Source organism: Sphingobacterium sp. JUb20 (assembly GCF_004342035.1).
Lineage (GTDB): Bacteria > Bacteroidota > Bacteroidia > Sphingobacteriales > Sphingobacteriaceae > Sphingobacterium > Sphingobacterium anhuiense.
This window is the reverse complement of record NZ_SLYV01000013.1, coordinates 134,522-146,510: the sequence shown is the minus strand read 5'-3', so window position 1 is coordinate 146,510 and position 11,989 is coordinate 134,522. Positions and strand designations below refer to the sequence as shown.

At 35.5% G+C, this 11,989-nt stretch carries 17 protein-coding genes; 4 read left to right on the top strand and 13 right to left on the bottom strand.

The genetic code is table 11. The annotated features are described in order from the left end of the window. Nucleotides 1-46: 46 nt before the first annotated feature. The 9 genes from EDF66_RS20915 to EDF66_RS20880 form a co-directional block, all read right to left on the bottom strand. Nucleotides 47-859, bottom strand: coding sequence for a hypothetical protein (locus EDF66_RS20915; RefSeq protein WP_132844836.1), 813 nt, complete (start codon nt 857-859; stop codon nt 47-49). 324 nt (nt 860-1,183) lie between these two features. Next, a complete protein-coding gene (locus EDF66_RS20910) occupies nt 1,184-1,618 on the bottom strand; it encodes a hypothetical protein (protein WP_132844834.1) in 435 nt (144 codons plus the stop codon). Nucleotides 1,619-1,642: 24 nt separating this feature from the next. Next, the gene (locus EDF66_RS26130; RefSeq protein ID WP_021189422.1) at nt 1,643-1,816 is read right to left on the bottom strand and encodes a hypothetical protein; all 174 of its coding nucleotides are present in this window, start codon (nt 1,814-1,816) and stop codon (nt 1,643-1,645) included. 125 nt (nt 1,817-1,941) lie between these two features. Further along, nucleotides 1,942-2,121 carry a PLDc N-terminal domain-containing protein gene (locus EDF66_RS26625; RefSeq protein WP_197086662.1) on the bottom strand — a complete coding sequence of 60 codons (180 nt, stop codon included), beginning with the start codon at nt 2,119-2,121 and terminating at the stop codon, nt 1,942-1,944. 94 nt (nt 2,122-2,215) lie between these two features. Further along, nucleotides 2,216-2,806 (bottom strand): hypothetical protein, encoded by a 591-nt coding sequence (locus tag EDF66_RS20900; RefSeq protein WP_132844833.1) that lies wholly within the window; start codon nt 2,804-2,806, stop codon nt 2,216-2,218. Between the two features lie 176 nt (nt 2,807-2,982). Continuing rightward, nucleotides 2,983-3,573 (bottom strand): hypothetical protein, encoded by a 591-nt coding sequence (locus EDF66_RS20895; RefSeq protein ID WP_132844831.1) that lies wholly within the window; start codon nt 3,571-3,573, stop codon nt 2,983-2,985. A 258-nt stretch (nt 3,574-3,831) separates the two neighbouring features. Then, entirely contained in the window at nt 3,832-4,308 is a 477-nt protein-coding gene (locus EDF66_RS20890) for a hypothetical protein (RefSeq protein WP_132844830.1), read from the bottom strand. Between the two features lie 80 nt (nt 4,309-4,388). Continuing rightward, complete coding sequence (locus EDF66_RS20885) at nt 4,389-4,979, bottom strand: hypothetical protein (protein WP_132844828.1); 591 nt, start codon at nt 4,977-4,979, stop codon at nt 4,389-4,391. 43 nt (nt 4,980-5,022) lie between these two features. Next, entirely contained in the window at nt 5,023-5,220 is a 198-nt protein-coding gene (locus EDF66_RS20880) for a hypothetical protein (protein WP_132844826.1), read from the bottom strand. Nucleotides 5,221-6,043: 823 nt separating this feature from the next. Between EDF66_RS20880 and EDF66_RS26125 the strand changes: the two genes are divergently transcribed. Continuing rightward, a complete protein-coding gene (locus EDF66_RS26125) occupies nt 6,044-6,220 on the top strand; it encodes a hypothetical protein (protein ID WP_165902483.1) in 177 nt (58 codons plus the stop codon). 66 nt (nt 6,221-6,286) lie between these two features. On the opposite strand, the gene EDF66_RS20875 is transcribed toward EDF66_RS26125, so the two are convergent. Beyond that, complete coding sequence (locus tag EDF66_RS20875; RefSeq protein WP_132844825.1) at nt 6,287-6,484, bottom strand: hypothetical protein; 198 nt, start codon at nt 6,482-6,484, stop codon at nt 6,287-6,289. Nucleotides 6,485-7,027: 543 nt separating this feature from the next. Between EDF66_RS20875 and EDF66_RS20870 the strand changes: the two genes are divergently transcribed. The 3 genes from EDF66_RS20870 to EDF66_RS20860 all read left to right on the top strand — a co-directional run bounded on the left by EDF66_RS20870 (nt 7,028) and on the right by EDF66_RS20860 (nt 8,660). After that, on the top strand, nt 7,028-7,786 hold the full coding sequence (locus EDF66_RS20870; RefSeq protein WP_132844823.1) for a hypothetical protein: 759 nt from the start codon (nt 7,028-7,030) through the stop codon (nt 7,784-7,786). A gap of 140 nt (nt 7,787-7,926) precedes the next feature. Then, the gene (locus tag EDF66_RS20865) at nt 7,927-8,313 is read left to right on the top strand and encodes a DUF5675 family protein (RefSeq protein WP_243656106.1); all 387 of its coding nucleotides are present in this window, start codon (nt 7,927-7,929) and stop codon (nt 8,311-8,313) included. A gap of 122 nt (nt 8,314-8,435) precedes the next feature. Next, entirely contained in the window at nt 8,436-8,660 is a 225-nt protein-coding gene (locus EDF66_RS20860; protein WP_132844819.1) for a hypothetical protein, read from the top strand. Nucleotides 8,661-8,936: 276 nt separating this feature from the next. Here EDF66_RS20860 and EDF66_RS20855 read toward each other — a convergent pair whose 3' ends face one another. The 3 genes from EDF66_RS20855 to EDF66_RS20845 are packed head-to-tail and all read right to left on the bottom strand — an operon-like array spanning nt 8,937 to nt 11,984. Beyond that, nucleotides 8,937-10,325, bottom strand: a complete 1,389-nt coding sequence (locus EDF66_RS20855) for an AMP-binding protein (protein ID WP_132844817.1) — start codon at nt 10,323-10,325, stop codon at nt 8,937-8,939. A gap of 17 nt (nt 10,326-10,342) precedes the next feature. After that, a complete protein-coding gene (locus EDF66_RS20850; protein ID WP_132844816.1) occupies nt 10,343-10,582 on the bottom strand; it encodes an acyl carrier protein in 240 nt (79 codons plus the stop codon). 4 nt (nt 10,583-10,586) lie between these two features. Then, nucleotides 10,587-11,984, bottom strand: coding sequence for an MATE family efflux transporter (locus EDF66_RS20845; RefSeq protein ID WP_132844814.1), 1,398 nt, complete (start codon nt 11,982-11,984; stop codon nt 10,587-10,589). Nucleotides 11,985-11,989 lie beyond the last annotated feature (5 nt).

Below are 11,989 nucleotides of genomic sequence, written 5' to 3'. Positions count from 1 at the left end.
AATTGATGTTTCATTTATTGGCACTATTGATATTTGTTGGGATCGCTTACTTTAGCTCCTCAGCTATTGGAATTCTTTCATTTAGGATGTTATCTATCCATTGTGTATTAGATATACTGCTTAATTTTTTTGTGTAGTCATATGCTCTTGTCTTTAAATTAAAGGTGGAAAGTCTTTCAGGCTGCCTGTAAGATTCAAAATAGAAGTCAAATGAACCGCCCACTATACCTTTGCCTGGTATATATATAAAACGATCTATACCGCGGGGGTAATTCCATCCGTCCACAATATTCCATGACGCATATGTCCAAAATTTATAAGCTTTCTCTTTTCCAATTGTAAATATATCTGACAGATACATCCTCATATATTGTTCGTTTGTTCCAAACGGTACCATTGAGCTTACTTTTTGGTTATAAAAGAATTCTGTCATGATATAAGGTTGTTTAGGGAAATCTTTCTTATAAATTTTCTCCATATCACGGATTGAAAGCATACTTTGTCCGATATTGATTACATTAATAGGTGTATTAAAAACGCTACTGTGGTTCGCAAGACCGAAATACTGAGTAAAACAAAAGTTAGCTAAATAAAAACCATCTTTTTCCTTCTTGACTATAAGTATATCAATGCGCGGTTCAAGGTTTAAGTAAAGCGCAAAAGGTCTTTTAAAATATTTAGTATAATCGGCAGGTTTTATGAAATCGTCTGATGCAATATTTTCAATATTAATTTTTGTCCATAAACCTTTGTCATTTAGATTTGGGGGTAAAACAGATATTAATACCAAACCTTCTTGTTCTGGCAATATAATATTGAAAAGTTCAACTGTACTCGCAACACGATATAATGAATCCATCTTTAAAGTGTACCTTTCTACATTATAGGAGTGTTTCAGACTATCTAATAGGAGGTATTTCTTCTTTCCATACGATGAATGTCCTATTGCACAAATAAAACATACAACTATTATAATTTTCTTTATGATAATTTGACTATAATTCATCCCTTTTTTTCTTCCCTTTTTTGAATTTTCTACCTTGTAAAAGCAAAATAAATCACATAAAACCAGCTTAAGATACCCTGTGAAATGGCCCATAGGATTGATTTGTTGCGATCCCATGAGGCTACAACAGCGATAACCGATCCTAAACCTACCCTTGAATGGGTTATTGTTTTTGTATTACTTTGCGTAAACTCTTGTACAAAAAAAATTGTTATTATTGATACAATAATTCCTCTTTAGCTCTTTTATCAACATTTTTTTCATTCTAGCTTGGTCAGCAAATAGACTTCTCAAAGATTGAGTAACATCAGGCTCCAAATTTTCAAGAAAACATATTACTTCATCCGCAATAATATCCTTAATATCTTCGCTGATTTTCAGACTATTGGTGCCTTCTGAGGCCATAATTTTTTGTGTAAAAAGTACCCGATCTTTCATGATAGCCGCCATACTATCGATTACTTTATTCTCTATTTCCTGCCTCCGTTTATGCTCTAACTCTTTTCTAGCAGTTTCTTTTTTGTCCTGTAAGCTTCGAGATTTTATATTATTTACGTAAATAATAATAATTAGAACCAACGTAAAGATGATTGGGATTAAGTTTTCTATCATAACTTTAGATTATAATTGTTAGCATTATTTCTTTTTCCTTGTTTCCTTAATAGTAGTTTTAGGATTTTTTGAATTATATTCTTTCGTAGTATAGCGACCCGTATCAGCTCTTCTATATTTTATAGTTTTTTTTGGTTTTTGAGCAAAACAACTAAATATCACAGTTGTCATAATTATGAATGATAATAACTTTTTCATTTTATTTTTTTTATAGTTGTGAGTGAAGAAGCGAAATCCTTTAATGGGCGCAGAATTATTAAACTCATTTGATTTGCTATCTTCTTGATTTGTCGTTTAAAAATTAGGTAATGTAAATTGGTGTTTCATATGGCTTTAGTCTTCTCTTTACCTAACAACCAGTAGAAAAGGCATCCAAAAATATTCAAGAGTAGTACTGACGACAGCCATAGGATTCTTTTGCTACTAGACAGATTATCATTGTTTATAATATGATAAATTGTATAAATGACTACTAGAAGAGGAGGGATAACAAGAAGTGCCATCTCCGTTGTTCCTATGTTAATAAAGGATAAATTCATTAGTTCTTTTGGTTATAGAATCGATTATAGTAATTCTTTAATTGGTTAGCTTTTCAGATCAAACAATCTTATTATTCATTTTGTAAGACGTGCTGTCAAGAATTCTGTCTACAGTTTTATCTAGCCAGTTTTCAATATGTGGTTTTAATAAGGCGAACTTATACTCATCTATTTTAAAATGCTCTATTGGAGTACCCCATATATTTTTTCTAATAAAATTAGACACATATGCTAGATCTTGATTGCAATCATACAGCTCAATTGTACCTTTTTCATGATTACCCTTTATTAAAAGAAAAGGTGATTTTTTCCAACGCTTATCTATGATGATCGCTTTGTCACCAATCGATATAATTATATAAAAAGAAATATCTGGGTTAAAATATCTGGGACTATTTTTTTTATGCGTTTCGGTTTTTAGCACAATGTTTTTTTCCAGAAGAGGGGTTTTTAAACGACTCGCTAGTTCATTAAAATCAGTGAACATTAACCTCTCGAAATCTGCTTTAAATTTCTTGAACTTAGCCCAATAGATTTCATACTTTAGATATTCCTTTTCCTTCTTTTCTCTTTTTGTTAAGTCTTTTTCAATACTTTCTTTATCAAAGTTTAAAAGACTTTTTTCTAGTGATTTAATAAGGTCTTCCATATCAGTCTAATATTTTATTTTATCCCAAAATCTTTCTCGTTTTCTTAGGATTGTAATCCTCTAGCAGAGATTAATGTCTAAATTCTGTCAGCTCTACTGTTAATAAACGTTCCCCCTGAAGATAAACTTTCCAGTCACCAACGAAATTTCATGTTGTGTAAGTAACACTTTTAGGGTCAAATAATGTTGTTATTCGATTTGTAATTTTCAGTCTTAAGAATTCTGTCCAAATTGCGATCTAACCACTTTTCAATATGAGGTTTCAATAAAGTAAACTTATAATCCTCGATCAGAAACTGCTCTAATGGGTTATCGAGTACATTGTTCTCAAAAAAAATAGATATATATTCTAAGTCCTGATTACAATCATAAAGTGAAATCGTATTTTTTACATGATCACCTTTTAATAAAATAAAGGCTTGTTTATTCCACCTATCACTCACACATAGTGATCGGTCACTAAGTGAGATCAATGCGTAAGTATAAAACTTTAAATCAAAATATTTGCGACCAATATTTCTATGCGATTCGTTTCTAATTACGATATTTCTTTGCATGAGAGGGCCTTTCAAAGCACTATAGAGTTTCTTGAAGTCAGTACAGACTAATTTTTCGAACTCTTCTTGAAATTTTTTGAAATTACTCCAATAGTTATCATTTTCTATTTTTTCTTTTTCTTTTTTAGCTTTTATAATAAGGTCTCTTTCAATACTTTCTTGATCAAATATCATAAGCTTTTGCTCAAAGGATTTAATTAAATCATTCATATCTATTTATCCATTTTATTTTATACCTTTTAAGAATGCCTTAAAGCGAGCATTCAATTTTCTGCACATTGTGGAGAAAATGTTTTATATCCAAGTTTATGTGCTTTTAAACTATTCTGATCTGTTTTCGCTTCGATATGATTTAATATCAATTTCAATGCGTTAGTCATCAAACTTTCCCCCTGAAACGCCGTAAATATTTTCTAGCTCAGCATATTCATTATCAATTACTGATGTGATCGTATTATGATCACCCCACTAATAAAAATATTTTCCACTAAGATTTATTTTCGGCTCAGCAAATGGTAAATTGATGTTATGTGCTTTCATATAGGGTAGGAGCTCGGCTTTAAATTTCGTTAGCGCTTCTTCAGCAGATGCTGCAAAGCAATAATAGTTGAAACCCGGCTCTTGACCTGTCGGATCACCGTCGATATCTAAATAGTTCAGATTATCAGGAAATATATGGTCAGAGGTTTTATCGACCTGTATTTGGTAGAAATCATCTTCATAGTATGCAGCTAAAAAGTAATAATTTAGTTTATTAAGTATCTGATTTTCATATGGGTCCAAATCAAATTCATATATTTCTCTAGTGGTGTTCACTGTATTTGGGAATAGCTGATTAATGTGGTTCTCCGCCTTTTCATACGTTGAAAATACAGCTTCCAAATTAGTAACATACGCTATGCTTTTCTCATTTGTCATAACTGCATATATTTTTGTTGCTTTCATAATCATAACTTTTTAGCTTATGTTTTTTTATGATCTAGTTAAGTGCTGCTTATTTAGAATTTCATAAAAAACTAAGCGAATTAAACAATCTTATTCTTCTTGTTGAAAGATTCACTTTTTTGAATTCTGTCTACATTCTTTTTTAACCACTTTTCAATATGCGGTTTGAATGGGGTAAACTTAAACTCATCTATTTTAAGCTGCTTTAGTGGACTACCCCATATATTCTTTTTAACATAATCAGATACGTATTCTAAATCTTGATTGCAATCATACAACTCAATTGTTCCTTCTTCATGATTGCCTTTTATTAAAAGGAAAGGCGATTTTTCCCAACGATTAATTAGGCTATTGGATTTATCACTAATTGATATGATCATATAAAAAGGAAAATCAGGTTCAAAAAATCTAGTACTATTTTTTATATGCGATTCGGTTCTTAATACGATGTTTTTTTCCAGAAGAGGGGCTTTTAAACTATTCGCTAGTTTTTCTACATCAGTTAGGATTAGTCTCTCAAAATTTGCTTTAAATTTCTTGAATTTAGCCCAGTAGATTTCATACTTTAGATTTTCTTTTTCCTTCTTCTCTCTTCTTGTTAAGTCTCTTTCAATGCTTTCTTTATCAAACTCTAAAAGTTTTTTTTCCAGTGATTTAATAAGGTCTTCCATATCAGTCTAATATTTTATTTTTATCCCAAATTTTTTCAATTTTCTAACTAATCCACCCCCAGATCACTGTGCTAATCAAGAAATAAATTGCAAATGCAGCGATAGTAACACCGATTGCTTTTAAATATTTAAGGTTGCCGTTATCCTCACTTCTTACTAATTGTAGATTGAGCATAAAAGCAACAGCTCCAATGCCGCCACCTAGTGCGCCACCGCCAATAAATACTATAGAAAAGGGCATTACAGCTAAGACCGCTTGATACCACTTTAGTTTTTCTACTATATTGTATTTAAGGTTATTGATGATATATAATCCTTATACGGTTAATAGTTAAATAAAAGCTCTTCAAGCATAACTATTCTGGTTTAGGATTTTTTACTTATTATTCAATTTCCATCACTTATTTTTTTATTCAAACTTTGAAAAGCTACTCCTAAATCAAAGTTGCGCATATAGTAGAAAGCATGGTGTGCTGACCATAACTGATACTAAAACATGTGAGCTCTTGATAGGTTATTATCAGCTTTTTACCATTCCTTAATGGCTGTATGTTACCGACTTTTATTTTATTAGTGGACAGTTGTATATGCTCCAACAAAAAGAGGATCGGAGGCCTACTTTTCTAATTTCCACTTTAAAAATACAATGTTTCCTTTAGTAAAGCAAATAATTTGCGTTAATATTTTATCGTAATACATTAATATTATAAAGGTCGGTTTTGTTCTTCAATCCAAATTATACAATAGCGGAGACCATTACATAACCATTTGAAGAAGACTATTTGATCACATTTTCATTCTTTGTTTTTTTAACCTGGTTTCCTTAATGCCCAAGTTATGTCCAATAGGATAGGGAATAAGGGAACCAATTTAAACCTTATAAAAATGCAAAAAAAACTTGCAAAGGGGACAACTATGCGCTGTCTTCAGGAAAAGGACTGTGCTCGTATTTGAGTGAAAATCAGGTCGACGTTATCAAAAAACCAATTATGATAACACTTTTACCCGCACGATTATTTAAAAAGCTCGATCTAGATTCCGTCGATTGATTTACGCAGATGGGTATGCGGTATGTAACGCGAGAAAGACCTTTTGAACGATACTATATGTCTGCTGAAGACATTACTTCCATGTTGACTTTTGGAAAAGGTATATCGGATAAAAATATTAAAGCTTTATGGGAACGCAGGAATACCCTTGTGCATGATGGCTGGGATAGCTGGATTCCGATAAGGAAATAACATTTTAATATTGGACTCTATTTTTGATAGAAACAGTCCTCTCCAGCTGTTTCTATTTAAAGCTAATTAGAGCAGTAGCTTTCTAATTTCTTCTTCCGGTAATCCAGTATACTCCGCAAATATACTGATGCTGACATACTGGTTTGCTTTCAGTCCGTAGCAATCGCGTATAGACTGGAAGATTTTGTAGGTGTGTTTTTCTGTACGTCCTAATATAATCGCCGCTTCTTTGGGGTATATGCATAATCGATATTTATTTTTCATGTTATCCTGGTTTTTAGAGGGATGATCTTGTGATAATCAGATCATCTGGATTGTTCGTGATTGTTATTCCCGCAGACAAACATATCCTATCAAACCACCTGTTAAGCTGGTATAAAGCATAAATTAAGCACGCATAAAGCTTATTTTGCTATGTACAGTATACGCACAGGTTAAGTGCGTGGTAAGTGCGTTGTAAGTGAGTGAAACATACTGTTTTTACACTGTATCTATGCTCTATCTACGCTTTATATACGCTTATGCCCTGCTTTATCACTAGGTAACGTCCAAGTTTAAAGCATACTTTATTCCTTAAGCTTTGCAGATTAGGTTTGATTCCTCTCCAGAAAAATGATGTTATTGGTTATTCATTTACTAAGATAAGTTTTTTCTATAAAAAATAGTTTTATTCTCATTTCGGTACATTTTCGTCAATTTATTACGCCAATTCAGTATCATTTTTCCGCATTTTTCCTCTTTTCCACGCTTCTGATCCCAGTGCTTTTGTACTGATGATCATCTTAGCAGTGTCAAAACAATAATGTCATGGCAAGAGTAGAAAGTTTAATCAAATTAAATGGAACGATCGGGGATCTTTCCTTTTACAAATCAAAAAGTGTGGGTTATCAGGCTCGTATGAAAACCGGTGTATCGGGCGACCGTATTGCCAATGATCCAGCATTTGCACGTACCCGTGAGAACGGCAGTGAATTTGGCAGAGCCCAGCAGGAAGGCAAAAAGCTGCGTGATCTGTTGCGCGATGTGCTGTTTGAAAATGCGGACAATAGATTCAGCACCAGGCTGGCGAGCCGGATGTTAAAAGTCATCCAGATGGATCCGGTCAGTGTCCGTGGGGAGCGCGTTTTAGTAACGCAGAACATGGTATTGCTGAATGGTCTGGAATGTAATCAGCGCGCCAGTTTAAAAAACATCACCTTAAAACCGCTGTCGGTTTCCTTCGACAATTTTAGCGGTGAAGGTTTTTTAACATGCGAGCAATTGATTCCGAATCTGCATATCGCCAAGCTGAGTGGGGCAACGCATGTGCAGTACACGCTGGTGCTGCAGGAATTCTCGGGAGATGAAACAGATCAGCGTCCTGTGATCCAGCGATCTGCTTATATCATGCTTGGTGAAATGCAGCCCATGGATCTGGATATTGCGGCTACTATTGTTCATGACCCTGATAAAAGTGTGATGGTACTGGTGGGAACAGGGTATTATCAGCTCGTGAACGGTGCTTATTATCCATTGGCAAATGGGCAGTACAATGCGCTGACTATTCATCAGGTCGTGATACCGTAACCTAATTTAATCGTGTATTGATGGGATATCTTCAGGAGGCCGTTCGTTATTGATGAACTTGTGCCTCCTGATATATCCTTTCATCTAAAAAGAACTTCTTATTCTTTTTAATCAATCAAAAAATGTCAACAAAAAAAATCTTGCATCTCCAACGGATTTATGGGGAGCAGGGAACAAACGGTACCCTTACTTTTGAAGGTGAGGTCATCTGCCGTACTATCGAATTACCCTGGCGCAATAACCTGCCAAGGCTCAGCTGTATCCCGGTAGGGAGTTATAAACTGGAAAAACGAAAGTATACCAGACATGGGGAGCAGATCGGAATTCCTGCTGTACTGGAACGCGAAGCGATATTGATCCATGCGGCCAACGATGCACAGAAGCAGTTATTGGGATGCATCGCTCCGGTCACTACACTGACAGGGGAAGGTTGCGGTACGGAAAGTAAAAAGGCGCTTGCAAAATTGAAGTCGCTGGTTTATTCCCTTTGGGATATGGAGCAGGACGTGTTTTTACATATAAAATAGTGACGTAGTGAAGGAGTAACGAAGTAACGAGTGATGTGGTAACGGAGTTAAGAGTAATAGTTTCTAACCTGCTAACTATCTCACCTCATAACCTTCTTTCTAACCTATTAACAATTAAACAAATGAAAAATATAATTCAAAAAATAAGTCGTGCGCTACAGGTAGTGCTTATGGCGCCGATTAAGTTGCCGGGAAAGGTATTAAATATTATAAAATATATTGCGTTGGGTCTTGGTGTGGTGGAGACCGTAATGGATGATGAAGACAAAAAAGGAGCGGAGGAGTGGCCACCACTGATGGAGGATTCTTCACAAAAAGAAAAGGAGGTTCAGGATGAAATGGAATGATATCCGGATTGGCACTATCGGGGGTACGTTGTGTTCGATCTGGGCTAGCTTTTCTTTAGGGGATTTATTCCAAACAGCCTTGATGGCTGTGGTGGGTACAGTTGTGAGTTTTGTGACCAGTAGAATGCTTGGAAGGATAAAACGTAAATAGCAAGAAAGGAAATAGGCTTATACCTGGTGGGATAAGCCTATTTTTTGTTTGTAACATTTAATTAGTTGACGAATATGCTCATCTAACTACTATTGTAAAAGCAATCTAAAAAAGTAGTATCTAACTCAATGAATTATCTCCGTAATGGAATGATAATCGACTTTTCCATTATTGGTCCTTAAAATTGTTTGAATTTGTTTAAAACGGATTATTTGTGGAAGGATATGTACTTTTTTAAATAGAAGCTCTTTGATCTCTTCTTGATTTATTGAGGCTTCAGTGAAACATATGGTCATAAATTTATCTGCTATTCCGATACAGACACAGTCTGTGGCAGGAAAATGAACCTTTAAAAGCTGTTCTATTTCATCGAGATTAATTCTGATGCCAAACAGTTTCACTATACGTTTTGATCGTCCAGTAATGTAATAAAAACCATCTTCATCCCTTTCTGCCAGATCGCCAGTTGTCAGTTGAGTTGGAGGTGAAAAAAAGATTAGATCTGCTGGTCCTTCGGCGTAGCCTCCAAATACATTTGGTCCTTTATAATGAAGTTCTGTCGTTTCCGGGTCAATATGGAAAATCCCATTTTTGATGGGCTTTCCTATTGATCCCATTTTTTTTATAAGTTGATCTGGAGCTAGAAAAGACATCCGAGCAGTTGCTTCTGTCTGACCGTACATGACGAAGAATTCATGTTTTTTTTCTTTAGCATATTGCGCAAATAAGGTTAATGTTTCGTTATTCAATTTTCCTCCAGCCTGTGTTAAATAGCGCAGATGCGGATATTCTTTTTTTAGGAAACCAAGACGATCCAATAGTTCATAAAGGTATGGCACACCTGCTAAACTCGTGTACTGAAATTTGTCCCATTCTGACCAAAATTCTTTTTGCATAACGTCACTGTTGCTGCACACGATCTTACCTCCTCCAATTGAATTGCTAGTAAAAACGGATAACCCATAAGAATAAAAGATGGGCAGATTGAGCGGTGTAACATCGCTTGACTGTACGGGCAGATAATCTAAAATGGATAATGCATTTTCAATGAGATTCTGCTCCGAAAGCTTAACGAACTTTGGAGAGCCTGTAGTTCCGGATGTACTGAGCAACAGTTTTAATTTGGGATGCAGTTTACAATCCTGTTGTTCATGGGCATAAAACAATCCGTCTCTTTTTCGCCATAATCCTTTGGTATGATTTTTTATCCGAGTGCGGCCAGGATCGTAAATTAAATGCGGGTGATACTGTGATTCTAGCCGTTCTTTAAAGGCTAAATCTAATTTTGGACTTAAGAGCGCAATCGCCCAATCTTCCTGAATAAAACGTAAAAGTAAACTGATGGAGTCAATTGAATTGTCCAGGTATAAAAATGCAAGACCTCTTTTCTTTGGTAGGGAAATCGGGGCTGCTAAATCAGTGAGCGAGTAGCTTTCGCCTGCATTGTCAAGATAGCGCAGTCCCGTATTGTTGCTGAAATGTTGATAGAGACTATCTGTAGCTAAAAGTGTCATGTTATGATTAAAGTAATTTAGAATAGGATGTCGTATTTTTTTAAAACTTCAATGATTTTCGAGTAGCTTGACATTTCTAAGATATCTTCTGTTTCTAAACGAATATGGAATGTTTCCTCTAATGTGGTGATCAGAAATATATGGGACATAGAATCCCAAGCGGCGATTCTCTGGTACGCTAATTCGGGATGAACTTCGTTTTCGGAGATGGATAGACCATTAATAAAAGCTTGGTGTAGTTTTTCTGTATTATTCATTTTTCTAGATTTTAATTTTTTTCCATGTGCCTTTTTTAAAGACCAGCACACAGGCAGTTGCCAGTACTATTTCAGAGATGGTAATGGCGATGAAAATTCCTGTTGATTTTAGATCCAGTTTAATAGCGAGTAAATATGCTAATGGTAACTGGACAATGTAAAACATAAGCACATTCAATAAGGTAACTGTATTTACTGCCCCCGAAGCATTCAGTGAACGTGAAATAACCATGGTATACCCAAAGAAAAAGTAGGCGACTGCCATATATTTTAGATAGGTGTAGGTATTGTTCAGTACAACAGGGTCCTTAGTAAAAATGGTTGCTAAATGGTTACCATAAAAGAATAAGAAGATGGCCATCAGACCCAGATAGTAAAGATTGGCCCGACCGGTTTTCCAAACAGATTCTTCTGCTCTTTCGGGTTGTGAAGCTCCTAGATTTTGTCCGGTCAGAACAGCGGCCGCATTTGCAATACCCCATGCAGGCAATACGGTAAACATAATGATCCGATTGGCCAATATATAACCTGCTAAGGTACTTTCTCCAAGTTTGGCTACGATGATAATCATCAAAAAACGGCTGGACGATGGAATCAGAAACTGCATTGTTCCAGCTGAACCTAATTTCAGAATTTGACGGATAAGTGCCGGTACGATTTGAAACTGTTGTTTTGTTATCGTGAATCGCTTGTTATTGAATAATAGATGCCAGATCTGATAGCCAATGACAACTGTATTGGATACGATCATCGCAATACCTACTCCAATAATACCAAATGCAGGAATAGGACCAAAACCATAGATCAGTAATGCGCATAAAATAAGATTTAATGCATTGGCAATTAAAAGAGCACGCATTGCACGGGAAGGATCTCCGGCTCCACGGAAGATACCGTTTAAAATAATTCGCATGATCACCAAAAATGCCCCGGCAAAAGTAATTTTTGTATATAACCAGCCATATGCCGCCAGTTGGACACTTGCACCTGAAAAGCGAATGATCTCTTCACTGAATAAGCTTGTGATCACACTGCAGGTGCCCCCAATGAGCAGACCGATGAAAATAATCTGAATAGCAATAAGTGCCGCTTCTGATGGTTTTTGTTGGCCGATGCGCCTGGAAATCATGGCAATAGCGGCAATACTTAATCCTGTTGCAATAGACTGCATCAGGATGAGGACTGTATTGTTGATCCCGACAATCGTAATTGCTTTTTCCCCCAGACTACTGACAAAAAGAAGGTCAACGATGACGAACAGCGACTCTAGCGCGAGTTCGAGCATCGTGGGGATGGCAAGCAAAAAAGTAGCTCTGTTGACATTTCCGCTCGTAAAATTCTGCTCTGTGCCACGGAGGGATAACCAAAATAGATCTATAAATGCTTTAATTTTAAATAACATTTTAA